The organism is Xylanimonas allomyrinae (assembly GCF_004135345.1).
Taxonomy (GTDB): domain Bacteria; phylum Actinomycetota; class Actinomycetes; order Actinomycetales; family Cellulomonadaceae; genus Xylanimonas; species Xylanimonas allomyrinae.
Map to the genome: position 1 here is coordinate 1,746,301 of NZ_CP035495.1, position 14,177 is coordinate 1,760,477.

A 14,177-nucleotide genomic window follows, 5' to 3' on the forward strand; every position below is an offset into this window, starting at 1 on the left:
CGGCCCCCTGACGGGGGCCGGGCCCGAGGCTTCTCCGCGCTCGCGGCGCGGGCGGGTCGTGGTGCGGGTGGTTCAGTACAGGCTGATCGCGAGCCGCTGGCGAGCCTTGGCCACGCGCGGGTCGGCGGGGCCGACGATCTCGAAGTACTCCACGAGCCTCGCGCGCACCTGCTCCTTGGCGTCCGCGTCGGCGCCCGGCAGGAGGTCGAGCAGGCGCTCGAAGGCGTCGGTGACCTTGCCGCCCAGCATGTCGAGGTCGGCGACGGCGAGCTGCGCCTCGACGTCCGCCGGAGCCTGCGCCCCGGCGTCGCGCACGGCCTGGAGGTTCACGTCGTGCGTGCGCGCCAGCAGGCGCACCTGCGCGAGCCCGGCGGTCGCGAGCGCGTCCTTGGGGTCCTGCCGCAGGGCCTTCTCGTATGCGGCGATCGCGGCCTCGTAGTCACCCCGCTCGATGGCGTCGTACGCGTCCTGGTGCAGGGGGGCAGCTCGGGCTCCGGCTCGGGCTGGGCGGCGGCCTGCCCGTCGTCCTCGACGGCGCCCTGCGCGGGGGCCCGCCCGACGATGCCGTTCTGCTCGGCGGCGGCGAGCACCTGGTCGAGCACGGCCCGGACCTGGTCCTCGGGTGCGGCACCGGCGAACAGCGGCAGCGGCTGGCCCTGCAGCACGGCGACGACGGTCGGGACGCCCTCGACGCGGAACGCGGCGGCGACCTGCGGGAGGGCCTGCGCGTCGACGCGCGCGAGCAGGAACCGCCCGGCGTACTCGTCGGCCAGCCGCCCCAGCAGCGTCCCGAGCTCGGCGTTCGCCTGGTCGGTCGGGATCCACAGCAGCACGACGACGGGGTACGTCGCGGAGTCCTGCACGACCTGCGGGAACGACTCCTCGGTCAGGTCCAGCACGTAGCCGCCTGCTGCCGGGGCGCCGCCGGGCTCCCCCGGTGGCGGCGACTGCGGGCGCTGGAGCGCGGACAGGTCGACGGCGCCGCGCACTGAGAATGCCGGCTCAGGAGAAGTGCTCATGGCGCTATCTTGTCAGCCGATCGTGGCCGAGGTCTGCACGTGCGAGTACCCCAGCAGCTTGACCCGCTCGTCGGAGCCGACCGGCGGTACGAACAGCGCCACCATGTCGGAGAACCCGCTGCTGAGCCTGTTGGTCACCGTCTGCCCCTGGAGCAGCGCCTGGCCCGTCTTCGTGGACGGCGCGAGCTTCGCGTTCTCGACCGCCGCCATCTGCTCGGTCGCGTCGAGCGCGGCCAGCACCATCGCGCCGCCGTCGGCCGTGCGCACGGTCTGGATGGCGACGCCGGGCGTCGGCGTCGCCGAGAACGTGTAGGTGCCCTGGATCGCAGGGTTGTCCGGTTCGAGGTTTCTGAGCTGGGCCGCGGCGGCCGACGCGAGCAGCGCCCGGAAGGGGTCTTCCTCGGCGGGCTCGAAAGTGTCCACGAAGGCGGACTGGTCGCCTGTGGTGATCAGGTCGGCATATTGAGCGACGACGTCCCTCGGGCTCACCTTCAGCGACGCGTCGTCCTCCGCGAGCAGCTCGCTGCCCAGCTTGGGGTCGGCGAACCGGGGCATGGTCACGCCGGGCCGAAGCTGCACCCAGCCCCACAGCTTGTACGGGTCTCGCGGCGAGTCCTGGGTCAGCGCGATCAGCCGCGGCGGCTGGAGCTCGTCGGTCGCCTTCGTGATGGCGAACGACGTACGCGGCCAGCCGTCCGTCGCCGGCAGGATGATCTGGAGGTACTCCGACGGCAGGTCGGTCACCAGGTCGGCACTCCCGCGAATCTGGGCGACCTGGAGCTGGCTGGTGCGGACCGTCAGCGCGGGGCCGGTCACGCGCCCCGCGAGCATCTCGGGGTCCGTCGCCTCCGACGCCGCCGCGAGCGCGGCGTTGACGGCCTCGAGCACGCGTGCGTTCTGGTCGATCGAGAGCACCGGACTGACGGCGGCGGCGTCGGGCGCCGGCGCCGGCGGCGTCGCCGCACAGCCGCCCAGGGCGAAGCCGGCGGCGAGCAGACCGCAGAGCGCGGCCCCCCGCGCGCCGTGCCGGCGGGGGGTCATGGACGTCATCGGGCACCTCCCTCGTCGTGTCGTTCCTCGGTCGCCTCAGGGTCGAACCCCCACGCCTGACGCCAGGCCCGCGAGCGGCTCGCCCGGGTGGGCGCCGTCGCCGCGTCCGTGGCCGGCGGCGCCGGCGGCGACTGGCGGACCACCGGGATGGCTCCGGTCAGCGCACGCAGCTTGCCGGTGATCCCGGTCTGCTCGGCCGCTCTGCGCGCCTCCTCCTGCTCGCGCAGCTCGCGGCGCGTGATGAGGGGCATCGAGCCCGTGACCGTGCGGGCATCGCCTGCGGCGTCCGTCGGCTCCGCGCCCGCGGGCCCGTCCGTCCCGGCGCGCTCAGCGGAGCCCTGCGTGTCGGCCTGCGCGGGCGGGGCCTCCGGTGCGGCGCGCTCGGCCTCGGCATCCGGTGCGGCCAGGGCGCGCCGACGCGCGCGCCGGCTCAGCAGCGCGGGACGCTCGGGCTTCTCGGCCTGGGCATCGGGGCCCGCGTCCTGCCTCGCGGACCACGCCGCGGGCGCGCTCGCGGACTCGTCGGGCCCGCCCTCCGCAGCACCCGGGGCCGGCGCGTCGCCGCGCGACTCCTCGGCCCCCTCGCCGGTGTCCTTGGCGCGGTGCCTGCGCCCGCGCATCCGCCTGCCGGTCGCCACCGGAGGGTCCGCCTCGTCCGCAGCCGACGCCGTCGGCACGTCCCAAGGTCCGGTGTCGCCGACGCCGTCGGCGACGTCGTCGCCGGTGGAGCCGGCGTCGCCGGTGGCACCCGTGTCACCTGTGGCACCTGTGGCACCCGTGGCACCCGTGGCACCCGTGGCACCGGGCATGCTGCCGGCGGTGCCTTCCGCTGCGCTCCCGGTGCCGTCGCCCGCGGGCCCGGGAACCGCCGGGGCAGGGCTCTTGCGGCGCAGCAGCAGCAGCGCGACCCCGCCGAGCACGAGCACGATGCCGGCGCCCACGCCCCGCCACAGCCACGGGGTGCCGGCGGTCCGCGGCCAGGTCAGCTCGACGGTCGGGGCGACGGCGTCGTCGCCGACTCCCGCTGCCAGGAGCGACCACCGCCCCGGGCGGTCGTCCCACCGCAGCGTGGCCGAGCCCTCCCCTGTCGCCTCGACGACCCACATGTCGTTGCCTGCCGGATCTGCTCCCGGTGTCGGCACGGGCGCTTCCTCGCCCTCGGCGGGCGCGGGGATCTCGGGCACGACGCTCGCCGCGGCGAGCGTCGTCCAGTCGCTCAGGCCGCGGACTCGCGTGTAGTGGTCGATGCCCACCCAGCCGTCGACGTCGACGTCGCGGCCGATCGCGAGCGTGACCCTCCCGTCGCCGGGCACCCGCGCGGCCACCGTGACGTCGGCGCCGACGAGCTCGAGCACGCCCGGGTCGGTCACGACGAGCGTGCCGTCACCCTGGGGGGTCGCCGTGGCGACGACGGAGTCGGGCTCACGCCAGACCGTCGCCGACGCGACCCCGAGGCCGGCCGCCACCAAGCCCAGGACGATCAGGGCGGTCCCGAGCAATCTCCGCAGCACCGAGGACTTCCTTCCGGTTGGCTCGCACGAACGACATCCCAGGATACGGAGTCAGGGCGGGTCCCAGTCCAGGCGGAGGCCGCCGGACGACGCCGTTGCGGCGCAAGAGCGGAATCTGCACCACTCCTTCACGCGCAAGAGCCACGTGTCCCACCCTGCCAGTGTGACCCATCAGCCGCGACGGACCCTGGTTTCGTCCGTTATGCACGCCACTGCCCATGACGTCGGCCCTGCCTGCCACTATCCTGACGCGAGCGTCTCCCCACCCCCATCCTTTCGGAGGTCCCGCCGTGTCCGACGAGCGCACGCTCTTCCCGATCACCATGCGCGGCTACGACCGCGCTCAGGTCGAGAACCAGCTCGCACGCCTCGACCAAGCACTCGACGAGGCCCGCCGCCTGGTCGAGGCCTCGGACGGGCGTGCGATGCACCTCCAGTCCGAGCTCGCCGAGGCGCAGCGCCAGCTGCGCGAGCAGGACCGTCCGTCGTACTCGGGGCTCGGCTCGCGCATCGAGCAGCTCCTGCGCTCGGCCGAGGAGCAGTCTGCCGACGTGCTGACGCAGGCCAACCAGCAGTCGTCCGACGTCATGGCGCGCGCCAAGCTCGCAGCCGGGCAGGTGCGCGCACGCGCCGAGTCCGAGGTGTCGGAGCTGCTCGCCTCCGCACGCCGCGAGGCCGAGGAGATCCGCTCGACGACGGGCGCCGAGGCCGAGGGCACGCTGCTGGCCGCCCAGCGTCGCGCCGAGGAGCTGGTCGGATCGGCCGAGCGCGAGGCCGCGCTCATCGCGAGCACGATCCAGACCGAGGAGTCGGAGCGCCGAGCGAGCATCGAGCGCGAGCTCGGCGTGCTGCGCTCGACGACGGAGCGCGAGGTCACCGAGCTGCGTCTCGCCGCGGAGCGTGACGCCGCCCAGCTGCGCGCGCAGGCCGCCGCCGACGCCGCGGCCTTGCGCCAGGAGTCCGAGCGCGAGGCCAACGACCTCCTGGAGTCCACGCGCCGCGAGGCCGCGCGGATCATCGCCGAGGCCAAGCACCAGGCCACCGAGGCGGCGCACACCGCCGCGACGGAGATCGAGGAGCTGCGCGAGGCCGCACGCAGCGCCCTCGCGGACGCCGAGCTCGAGATCACCCAGCGCCGCGAGCAGGTCGAGCGCGAGGCCGCCGATCGCCACGAGGTCGCCAAGGCGGAGACCGACCGGCTCGTCCGGACCGCCGAGGAGCACGCCGCCGAGGCCGAGAAGCGCGTCGCCGTCGCCCTGCAGCAGGCCGAGAAGGTGCGCACCGAGTCGGACCAGTACGTCAAGGACCTGGTGGGCGAGTCACGCCGCACCGCCGACCGCATCGTCTCCGAGGCGCGGGCGTTCGCCGAGCAGACGGTCAACGATGCGCGCGCCGAGGCCGAGGCTCACCGCGGAGCGGCGCAGCGCCAGTTCGAGGACCTCTCGCGCAAGCAGGAGTCGATCAACACCTACCTCGACGAGCTGCGCGGGCTGCTCGGGACGGAGAAGGACGAGTCGGCCCCGTCGGTTCCCGTCGCGACGGTCGCCGCGCCCTCGTCGCGCCGGTCGGCCGGCCGCACCCCCGCCGAGCCCTCTCGCGCGACGACGCCGGCCGAGTCGACCCCGACCGGTCAGGACGCGACGACGGTCGCGCCGGACGCACCGGGATCGGAGCCCACGGCACAGGACGCAGCCGAGGAGGCGTCGCCGGCCTGACCGGGACGGTCCGGCCGCGCCGGCGATCCCGTCAGCGGCGCCCGCGCACCACGCGGCGGTGCAGCAGCGCCAGCGCCGCCGCGACCGTGCGCGGGTCCTCCAGCGGGCTCAGGTGCCCCGCACCGGGGACGACGGTCAGCGCTGCATCCTTTGCCGCCTGGACCATGTGCTCGGCGTCCGTCAGGGGCGTCACCGCATCCTCCGCACCGACGACGACCGCGACGGGCCCGGCGAACCGTTCGAGCACCGCAGTGCGGTCGGGGCGGTTCGCCATGGTGCGCAATGCCCAGGCGAGGCCACGCGGCGCCTGCGAGTGCACCCACGCGTCGAGGGTCGGCAGAAGCTGGCGCCGCACGCGCAGGCTCGTCTCGCCCAAGAGCTGCGACGGGAGCGCGAGCACCGGCTGGAGCGACTGCCCCATCTCCATCTCGCGCGCGATGCGCAACCGGTTGGACCGCGCCTGCGGCGCGTCGGCCGTGGACTTGGTGTCGACGAGCCCGAGGCCCGAGACGAACCCGGGGTGCCGGTCGGTCAGGGCGAGCGCCGCATATCCGCCCATGGACAGGCCGACGACGACGGCGTTGGCGATGCCCGCGTTCTGGAGCGTGTGGTAGACGGCGTCGGCCACCAGATCCATGCTGGCTGCGATGCCGCCGGACTCGCTGTACCCCTGCCCGGGGAGGTCGACCGCGACGGCGCGCAGGTTCGCCGGGAGTGCCTCCGCCGCGGGAATCCACACGCGGTGGTCCAGCGGGAACGCGTGGATCAGCACGATCGGCACGCCGCCGCCGTCGTGAAGCTCGTGCAGTGCCAGGGTTGGCAGCGAGGTCATCATCGCCCTCCGTCGGGTCGTGTCCGGTCTGTAGTCATTTGAGGCATCGGCGGCGGTCTGTCAAGTGCTGGTCTCACCGTCCCACGTCACGGGCAAAGTCGCCTGGCCAGGAGTCACGTGCGACACGATCTCATCCAGCACACGTCGCACCGCGGGCTCGCCCACCCAGAGGTGCTTCGCGCCGTCGACGCCGATCACCTCGGCCTGCGGTACGCGCGCGAACCGCTCGCGTGCCTCTGCGGGCCGCAGGTAGTCGTCGTGCTCGGGCACGAGCACGACGAGCGGGCGACCGAAGTCCGCCCACCGGTCGAGATCGGCGTCGGTCGCGCGCCGCAGCGGGGGCGACAGCAGGATCGCGCCCTCGATGCTCGGATCGGCGCCATGCTGGAGGATCAGCTCGGTGCCGAAGGACCAGCCCACGGCCCAGCGCCGCGGCAGGCCGTGAAACTGCGCGTACTCGTACGCGGCCGCGACGTCGAACCGCTCGGCGGCGCCGCCGTCGAACGTTCCCTCGGAGGTGCCCCGCGGCGAGGCGGTGCCACGCGTGTTGAAGCGGAGCACCGCGAGGTCGGCCAGCGCGGGCAGCCGCCACGCGGCCTTGCGGAAGACGTGCGAGTCCATGAAGCCGCCGTGCGTGGGCAGCGGGTGGAAGGTGACCAGGGTCGCCGCCGGGTCGACGTCGACGGGCCGCGCCAGCTCGCCGACGAGAGTCAGGCCGTCGGCCGTGTGCAGCTCGATCTCCTCGCGCAGGGCGGGGAGGACGGTGAGCGAGCGGATCTGATGCACCACGCGTCAGAGCCTAGTCGGCCGAACAGGAGCGATCAGCGCAAACGCGAGCGGCGGTCCCAACAGCTGCGGTGCCAGTGGCGACGGGCGTCGAGGCCCGCCGCCTCTCCTCCGATGGCGTCGCGCGACCACGCCACGACGTGCGCCGTGCCGGGCGCGATCTCCTGCTGGCAGCCCGGGCACCGGTAGGTCTTGTCTGCTCCCCGGACCGGGCGGACCGTCCACTCGCCGTCGTCGGCCGACACGTGCCTGACGCCACCGAGCGCGCGGTCCAGGTCGACCGGGACGTGCTCGGCACCGTACGGGCGTCGCGAGGATCGGCGAGAAGACGGCATACCCCTATTCTTCCCTGACTTCTCACGGGTCGTCCGGTTGCGGCCGTTAGCATGGCTCGCGACTCCTCACTGCTAAGGACCTTCCCGTGAACCTCCGCATCACCGCGGGCGCCGCCGCGCTCGCTCTCTCAGCCGCCCTTGCCCTGACGGGCTGCGCATCCGGCGACAACGACGGGTCGACAGACGCCACGGCGTCGTCGTCGACGCCTGCGGCCGACGACCCCACTCCCACCGCGCAGGACGTCGCCGCCCTCGCCGCGGTTCGCGTCAAGGGAGACGCCGGCGCCGAGCCCACGCTCGAGTTCGACGCGCCGCTGTCGGTCTCCGTTCCGACGACCCGCCTGGTCGACAAGGGCGACGGCGAGGCGCTGCGCGAGGGGGCGAAGCTCGAGCTGCACTACGTGATCTTCAACGCCGACGGCTCGCGGGCAGGCTCGACGTGGAAGGAGGGCACCAACACGCCCGAGGCCGTCACGCTGGGCGACCCGAACCTTGGCGCCATCAACGACACGCTCAAGGGGGCCAACGTCGGCGCACGCGCCCTGGTGGCCAACCCGTCCGCACAGCAGGACGGCTCGACGACGACGATGCTCATGCTCCTCGAGGTCGCAACCCAGGGCGAGTGGCGCGCCGAGGGCGAACCGGTGACGCCGCCTGAGGGGCTCCCGACCGTCACGCTCGGCGAGCACGGCAAGCCGTCCATCGACATCCCGGAGGGCTTCGAGCCGTCAGGCGACCTCGTCGCCCAGACCCTCATCAAGGGGGCCGGTCCGGAGGTGACGTCCGCTCAGACCCTCACGGTGCACTACACGGGCTGGCTGACCGACGGTACTCAGTTCGACTCGTCGTGGGACAAGCAGGTGCCGGCGACCTTCTCGCTGCAGCAGGTCATCCCGGGCTGGACCGAGGGGCTGGCCGGGCAGACCGTCGGCAGCCAGGTGCTTCTCGTCGTGCCCGCCGACAAGGGATACGGCGCCGAAGGCAAGGGTTCGATCCCCGGCGGGGCGACGCTCATCTTCGTCGTCGACATCCTCGCCGCGCAGTGAGGCACTGACCGCAGAGCGACGCGAGGCCGCCCCCCCGACCGGGGGCGGCCTCGCGCATGTGGAGCCCGCGGCGCAAATCGGCAGACACCGGGATGCCTCGCATCGTGAGCACCGGATGAAGCGTGTTCACGGTGCGGCCCAGGATTTGGCTCCGGTATTCGTAGTTCTTCGGACGAACGACACCATGCGCCAGTGACCGGCGCGATCTGGTGGCTCTTCACCGCGACCTCCCCCACCCGCCATTTCTATCGCAGGTCGCGCCCGCTTCGGCGCCAATCTCCCGGTCAGCGTCCTGCCCAGAAGGTCATCGACGGGCAATTGTGCGCGTTCCGCAGGGGAATCTCATCGACGACGGCCCCGCAACGCTTGCATCTTCTCAAAGCGCGCGATTAGTCTCATTGGCATGGCACAGAGAACTATCGTCGAAACCTACTCGGACATCTCCGGAGCACCGGAGGCGGTCACAGTCAGCTTCGCTTTCGAGAACGCCGCCTACAGCATTGACCTGACCCACACGGAACGCGAGGACTTCGTGCGGGCCATCGCCGCATACACGGCCGCCGCACGCAAGACGGCGGGTGCCCGATCGGCGCGCGGCGCCGGAACGCGCCCGGCGTCCCGCGCCGACCTCGACGCGATTCGGGAGTGGGCACGGGCCAACGGTCACACGGTCGCCGACCGGGGCCGGATCCCGGGCGCGGTGCTCGCCGCGTACGAGGCTCGCTGACCCGAACCGCGACGCGCCGCCCGGCGCGCCAGGTCAGGAGGCACGGAGCGCCTCCTGCTAAGAATGATTCTCATTGCAGGTGAGGATCATTCTCATGATCAAACGTCGTCACCTCCTCGTCGCCGCAGCCGCACTGCCCGTCGCGCTCGTCACGACGGCCCTGACCCTCGGCACCACCGACCCGGCACCCTCCCCCGAAGGCACGGCGCGCCCCCGGGTCGTCACGTCGTTCTACCCCTTGCAGTTCGTGGCGGAGCGGGTCGCCGGTGACCTCGCCGACGTCGACAACCTGACCCCGCCCGCAGCGGACCCCCACCACCTCGAGCTCTCCATGGCGCGCGTGCGCGACGTGGGGGCCGCAGACGTCGTCGTGACCCTCAGCGGGTTCATGCACGCCGTCGACGCCGCCGTCGAGACCCAGCAGCCGGGCCGCGTCGTCGACGCCGCAACGATCGTCGACCTGCTGCCCGCCTCCGTGACCGGCGGACACACTCACGACGACGGCGTCTGCCCCCACGACCACTCGCACGACGGGCACTCGCACGACCACGGGCACGCCACGCACGAACACGGGCACTCGCACGACGGGCACTCGCACGAACACGGGCACGGGCACGGGCACGACCACTCGCACGACGGGCACTCGCACGACCACCACGGGCAGGACCACGCGCACGAGATGGGGGGCGACGACCCGCACTTCTGGCTCGACCCGACGCGCCTGGCGCAGCTCGCGCAGCCCGTCGCGGCGGCGCTCGCCGACGTCGACCCCGAGAACGCCGCGACCTTCCACGCCAACGCGGCAGCGCTCGAGCAGGATCTCGCCGCGCTCGACGTCGAGTTCGCCGAGGCGCTCGCCCCGTTCGCCGGTGCGACGCTCGTGACCAACCACACCGCGTTCGGCTACCTCGCCCAGCGATTCGGCCTGCACCAGGTCGGCATCACCGGGCTCGACCACGGCATCGAGCCGTCGCCCGCACGCCTGCGCGAGATCAGCGACATCGTGCGCGCTCACGACGTCGGAACCCTCTTCTACGAGACGCTGTCCAGCCCCCGCGTCGTGCGCACTCTCGCCGACGACCTGGGCATCGAGGCTCGCCTGATCGACACGCTCGAAGGCCTGACGACGCAGAACGCCGCGGCGGGCGAGGACTTCCTCTCGATCATGCGCAGCAACCTCGCGGCGCTCACCGAGGGGCTCGTCGCACCGTGACGCCGGCAGGAGTCTGAGGGAAGGCCAGGCACCGCGGCCGATCACGTCCCGCGAGTCGTCTCTCGCGTCGTGGTCCGCCGTGCTGCCTGGGTTGCCAGCCGAGGAAGTCGGCGAGGTTCTTTTCGAGGTGGCGGCCGGTCGCCATGATGCGGCCGCCCGCCCGCGTCGTCGGCCGTCACTCCGGCGACGCGCACTGGCCGATCTGCACCACCTTTCCGGACTCCACTGCATGGGTTCGGTCCGAGGTTCGCCCGTGCGTCCTCACCCTGCAGATCGGGCATAACCAGAAAAGCGGGCCTTGGCACAGCGCAGTCCCCGCGACAACGGTGATCCCCAGTGCGACAACACCAAGGACGGAGTGACCGTGCGTGGCATTCTCGCCACACACTCACCGCTACCGAACCCCCAGCCAGTTCGTTGTCGCTGCAGACACCTTGCCTCACGTACGGCGGCAGTCCCCCGACCACCGCTCGTCTCCTGAACCGGGTGCCTGCCACCCACCATCATCAGGAACGATCCACCATGAAAAACACCACCAAGATCCTCGTGGCAGCCGCCGCAGCCGTCACCCTCACGGGTGGTGGCCTCGTGGCCGCGGTCTGGATCGATCACACGGCCACCCACCGGGCGATCGCCGAGGCGGCCACGCTCGGTGACCAGGTCGCCGCCGCCCAGCGAGACCTGTGCGCCCAGATCGACACGGCGCAGACGCTGGTGTCCGACACCGTCGACAAGGTCCGCGACCCGCAGGTGCACACCCACCTCAAGGACGAAGTCCTGGACGCACAGGCCGCCTGCGCCCTGCGCATCAACCAGCCCGACGACGACGCCGACCGCTCGAGCGCCGAACGGCAGCGCGACGCCATCGCCCGCGCCCTGCGCGACGTGCGCGCTCACAAAGCCCCGCTCCAGGCGGCATCCGATGCCGTGAGCGAGCAGCACGCGCTGTGGCTCCTCGACCAGGCCAAGATCGCAGCCCAGCAGGCCAGCGACGACCTGGCGGCCACGATCGCCGCCGTCAACACCGCTCCAGCCGAAGAGCAGCTGACCGCCACCGACGGCAGAGTCCTGGACAACGCGCCTCGCCAGGTGCTGCGCGACTCCATCGACTCCCTCAACGCCGCGGTCGCCACCGCTACGAACCTCCCGGCCATCGACGAGTCCACCGTCGAGGGCTGCAACGCCGCCGCCAAGGCTCGCGCTGACGCGAAGGCTGCCATCGAGGCAGCCTCCACCGCTGTCGCCGAAGCCCAGGGCGGGGTCACGCAGGCCAAGGCCGCCTGGGACGCCGAGCAGGCGCGCATCGCCGCCGAGCAGGCGCGACACGCTGCCGCGAGCTCGTCCTCAGGCACCAAGAAGCCCTCGCCCTCAACGTCAGGGTCGTCCGGTTCCACCAAGCCGTCCGGCACCACCAAGCCGTCCGGCACCGGGTCTTCCGGCAAGGCGCCGTCGGGCATGGTGCCGATCCCAGACCGCTGGAAAGACAGAGAGGCGCCCGGCGTTGCGCCCAGCACTGACTGCACCCTTCGCCCCGGAACCTGCGAGTTCGAGAAGTAGCCCGCCTCGGACGCGGTTGCCGGGCTGCTTGCTACCGGATGTGACCGCGGCCCACGGTGGGTGTCGTGCCAGTCAGTAGTTGGTCCAGGTGGTCGACGTCTGTCCACCCGTTGACCGCTACCGCACCGTTGGCGGCGACACGAACCTCGACACGGTCGGGTAGGAGCCCCAGGGTGTCCTTCAAGTGCACGTACCGGTCAGTCAGGTGGTGGAACTCCTGGTTGTCCGACCCGACCCACGGCCGTGTCATGTCCCGACGGTCCGCGAGATATGGGCCGTCGATGAGCAGGTCGGTCACCGCGAGCAGCTCAGCCGCGCCCGCGGGCGCCTCCGGTCCGGTCAGTGTTCCGAGCGTGTGGCCGGTGAAGACCACCGTCGAGAGGCCCGCCGCCTGGACCTGCGCGCACAGGCGGGCGAACCCGGAAGCCTGGTCGAAGGGTTCCCCGCCCAGCAGCGTGACACCCTCGATAATGCCGTCTGCCGCTGTCACAAGGATCTCATCCATGAGCTCGTCAACCGTGACGGCGTAGCCGCCGACAGTTCCCCACAGGTGCGGGTTGAAGCAGCCCTCGCAGCGGATCGTGCAGCCCTGCGCCCAGATCGCAAACCGCGATCCTGGCCCTTCAGCATCCGTGCGAGCCACGACGTGCCCGATCCGCACCGTCACCGTCCCCGGTGCGGGTGCCTGACGGTCGGGCTCAGTAGTCCAGGACGCGGCCACCACCGCTCCCCTCGAAAGGCTCGTGCACAGGCGCGCCCATGCCGGGCGCGTCGAGCTCGGCCTGGGACCCCGTGGGCGTGCGGGGCTCGAAGACGACAACGTCACGCACCCGGACGAACTCGTGCGGTGCCAGCCGTGCTGCGGACACCATGTCGTCCAGGCTCGCGAACCCGCCGTGCGCGTCGCGAGCGGCCACGATCCGAGACGCCAGCGCTCCATCCCCACCCAGAGCAGCAGCCAACTGGTCGGGTACCGCATTGTTGACGTCGACACGCCCGCCCGCAGCGCGCACCACGCCAGGCTGGGAGCCCTGCGGGGGTGGTTGCACCTCCGCCGCCGGTGTGGCGGGTGCGTAGTACTGCGACCCATCGATACCGAAGGGCGGAGACGTCGACGGCCCGTAGCCGGGCGCACCGGATCCGGGCGCCGTGTAGCCGGGGACCAGATGCCCGGGTGCTGGGTAGGCAGGTGGGAACCCCTGCGGAGGTACGTGCGCCGGCGGTACACCCCCCGGGGAGGCGAAGAACGGCTGGGGCCCGAGCTGTCCGGGACCACGATGCGCAGGACCGTCGTCGAGCGGGCCGGCAGGCACGGGAATGCCCGGGACACCGGGGCGGGCGTCGGCCCTGCCGTCGCGGGCTGCGCGTACCAGTCCCGCATCTTGGCCGGGCGAGACCGCCACTGCAGATACGCCCGGTTGTGCAAGATGGCGAAGATGATCATGCCGAGCCAGATACCGAACAGCGCGTAGTCCTGCCAGACAAGTGGCGCGTCCTCCACGTTCGCGTCGTCGGTGGGCGTCGTCGCAAACGCGTAGAAACAGAACACCGACGCCGCACACGCCGCCCCTGCAATGACCCAGAAGCGCGCAGTCCCGACACGGATCGCTGTGTACAAGAACCCGACGAAGGAGAACATCCCCATCCCGAGAACCACTGCGAGCAGCCACGCACTGTGACGCACCCGCCATCCTCGCCGGGCAAGCAGTTGCGCCGGGTCAGTACTGGCGGACGTCATCATCGACCTCGACCACCGTGTCGGCAGTCACGGACGACTGCGTGTACTCACGGGTGAACTCGCTCGAGACGGTCGCCGCGTCGAGCAGATCCTCCAAGACACCGATGCTGTCCACGCATGCCGAACCCTTGATCCCGACGGTGTGTGCAGTGACCGTGCCGTCGGTAGCGACGGACACCACGACCTGCTGCGGCTCGATGGCGTTCATCCGGCTGGCCGATCAAGGGTCAGGACGAGCGTGACCGAGTCGTCCGCCTCGACCCTCTCGGATGTCACCGTCATGCCCGCAACCGGGGCCTGCGCCCGCACCCGCGCCAAGACGCTCTGCTGCACCTGACGGCCGTACGCCACATCCACAGCCGTCACGATCGCGGTCGCACGCTCCGCGTCGACCTTTCCGGTGAACTGCGCCGCCCAGATCCCTTGCCCGTCTCGGGAGAACTCGGCGCGCACATCACGCCACGCCGCCACGATCACCTCACCGGCAGCAGTGACCTGCGCTTCGGTGTCCGCCAACGCAGCCCGCAACAGCGCCGCGTCCCGCATGCGTGTGCGGACATGCTGCACGAGCACGCCGTCCGCGGACAGTTCTGGGACGGCGGCGCCCAGCGCGGAGGCCGCAGCCAACGCGAGCGGGATCAGCACGAC

13 protein-coding genes and 1 pseudogene are annotated in these 14,177 nt (G+C 72.2%); 5 read left to right on the plus strand and 9 right to left on the minus strand.

Translation table 11 applies throughout. The features are described from left to right. Nucleotides 1-72: 72 nt before the first annotated feature. The 3 genes and pseudogenes from ET495_RS07940 to ET495_RS18090 all read right to left on the minus strand — a co-directional run bounded on the left by ET495_RS07940 (nt 73) and on the right by ET495_RS18090 (nt 3,580). Nucleotides 73-1,019, minus strand: a pseudogene (locus tag ET495_RS07940) (co-chaperone YbbN). 12 nt (nt 1,020-1,031) lie between these two features. Next, nucleotides 1,032-2,069, minus strand: a complete 1,038-nt coding sequence (locus ET495_RS07945) for a DUF8094 domain-containing protein (RefSeq protein WP_129204041.1) — start codon at nt 2,067-2,069, stop codon at nt 1,032-1,034. Continuing rightward, a complete protein-coding gene (locus ET495_RS18090; RefSeq protein WP_129204043.1) occupies nt 2,066-3,580 on the minus strand; it encodes a hypothetical protein in 1,515 nt (504 codons plus the stop codon). The genes ET495_RS07945 and ET495_RS18090 overlap by 4 nt, the downstream gene beginning before the upstream one ends. Nucleotides 3,581-3,870: 290 nt before the next feature. Here ET495_RS18090 and ET495_RS07955 point away from each other — a divergent pair, with 290 nt between their 5' ends. Then, entirely contained in the window at nt 3,871-5,295 is a 1,425-nt protein-coding gene (locus tag ET495_RS07955; RefSeq protein ID WP_129204045.1) for a coiled-coil domain-containing protein, read from the plus strand. Nucleotides 5,296-5,326: 31 nt separating this feature from the next. On the opposite strand, the gene ET495_RS07960 is transcribed toward ET495_RS07955, so the two are convergent. Beyond that, entirely contained in the window at nt 5,327-6,127 is an 801-nt protein-coding gene (locus ET495_RS07960) for an alpha/beta fold hydrolase (protein ID WP_129204047.1), read from the minus strand. Nucleotides 6,128-6,187: 60 nt separating this feature from the next. After that, on the minus strand, nt 6,188-6,916 hold the full coding sequence (locus ET495_RS07965; RefSeq protein ID WP_211340936.1) for an alpha/beta hydrolase: 729 nt from the start codon (nt 6,914-6,916) through the stop codon (nt 6,188-6,190). 418 nt (nt 6,917-7,334) lie between these two features. On the opposite strand from ET495_RS07965, the gene ET495_RS19145 reads away from it, so the two are divergent. The 4 genes from ET495_RS19145 (at nt 7,335) to ET495_RS07990 (ending at nt 11,791) form a co-directional block, all read left to right on the plus strand. Continuing rightward, nucleotides 7,335-8,294, plus strand: coding sequence for an FKBP-type peptidyl-prolyl cis-trans isomerase (locus ET495_RS19145; protein ID WP_129204050.1), 960 nt, complete (start codon nt 7,335-7,337; stop codon nt 8,292-8,294). Nucleotides 8,295-8,697: 403 nt separating this feature from the next. Then, nucleotides 8,698-9,021 (plus strand): histone-like nucleoid-structuring protein Lsr2, encoded by a 324-nt coding sequence (locus tag ET495_RS07980; protein ID WP_129204052.1) that lies wholly within the window; start codon nt 8,698-8,700, stop codon nt 9,019-9,021. A gap of 94 nt (nt 9,022-9,115) precedes the next feature. Further along, nucleotides 9,116-10,234 carry a metal ABC transporter solute-binding protein, Zn/Mn family gene (locus ET495_RS07985; RefSeq protein WP_129204054.1) on the plus strand — a complete coding sequence of 373 codons (1,119 nt, stop codon included), beginning with the start codon at nt 9,116-9,118 and terminating at the stop codon, nt 10,232-10,234. Nucleotides 10,235-10,720: 486 nt separating this feature from the next. Further along, nucleotides 10,721-11,791 (plus strand): hypothetical protein, encoded by a 1,071-nt coding sequence (locus ET495_RS07990; RefSeq protein WP_129204056.1) that lies wholly within the window; start codon nt 10,721-10,723, stop codon nt 11,789-11,791. A 31-nt stretch (nt 11,792-11,822) separates the two neighbouring features. Here ET495_RS07990 and ET495_RS07995 read toward each other — a convergent pair whose 3' ends face one another. From ET495_RS07995 to ET495_RS08010, 4 genes are read right to left on the minus strand one after another with little or no spacing between them, the layout of a single operon-like run. After that, nucleotides 11,823-12,512, minus strand: coding sequence for a 4Fe-4S single cluster domain-containing protein (locus tag ET495_RS07995; RefSeq protein WP_245993370.1), 690 nt, complete (start codon nt 12,510-12,512; stop codon nt 11,823-11,825). Further along, nucleotides 12,490-13,482, minus strand: a complete 993-nt coding sequence (locus ET495_RS18590) for a ComEA family DNA-binding protein (RefSeq protein WP_129204060.1) — start codon at nt 13,480-13,482, stop codon at nt 12,490-12,492. Before ET495_RS18590 ends, ET495_RS07995 begins: the two co-directional genes overlap by 23 nt. 27 nt (nt 13,483-13,509) lie before the next feature. Beyond that, complete coding sequence (locus ET495_RS08005; RefSeq protein WP_129204062.1) at nt 13,510-13,737, minus strand: DUF2997 domain-containing protein; 228 nt, start codon at nt 13,735-13,737, stop codon at nt 13,510-13,512. Then, nucleotides 13,734-14,174: a hypothetical protein gene (locus tag ET495_RS08010; protein ID WP_245993371.1), complete on the minus strand. Its 441-nt coding sequence runs from the start codon at nt 14,172-14,174 to the stop codon at nt 13,734-13,736. Before ET495_RS08010 ends, ET495_RS08005 begins: the two co-directional genes overlap by 4 nt. Nucleotides 14,175-14,177 lie beyond the last annotated feature (3 nt).

Coding starts and splice junctions, on each gene's coding strand:
- ET495_RS07945 (WP_129204041.1), bottom strand. CDS start 2,069: ATGACGTCCATGACCCCCCGCCGGCACGGCGCGCGGGGGGCCGCGCTC.
- ET495_RS07960 (WP_129204047.1), bottom strand. CDS start 6,127: ATGACCTCGCTGCCAACCCTGGCACTGCACGAGCTTCACGACGGCGGC.
- ET495_RS07980 (WP_129204052.1), top strand. CDS start 8,698: ATGGCACAGAGAACTATCGTCGAAACCTACTCGGACATCTCCGGAGCA.
- ET495_RS07985 (WP_129204054.1), top strand. CDS start 9,116: ATGATCAAACGTCGTCACCTCCTCGTCGCCGCAGCCGCACTGCCCGTC.
- ET495_RS18590 (WP_129204060.1), bottom strand. CDS start 13,482: ATGGCGGGTGCGTCACAGTGCGTGGCTGCTCGCAGTGGTTCTCGGGAT.
- ET495_RS08005 (WP_129204062.1), bottom strand. CDS start 13,737: ATGAACGCCATCGAGCCGCAGCAGGTCGTGGTGTCCGTCGCTACCGAC.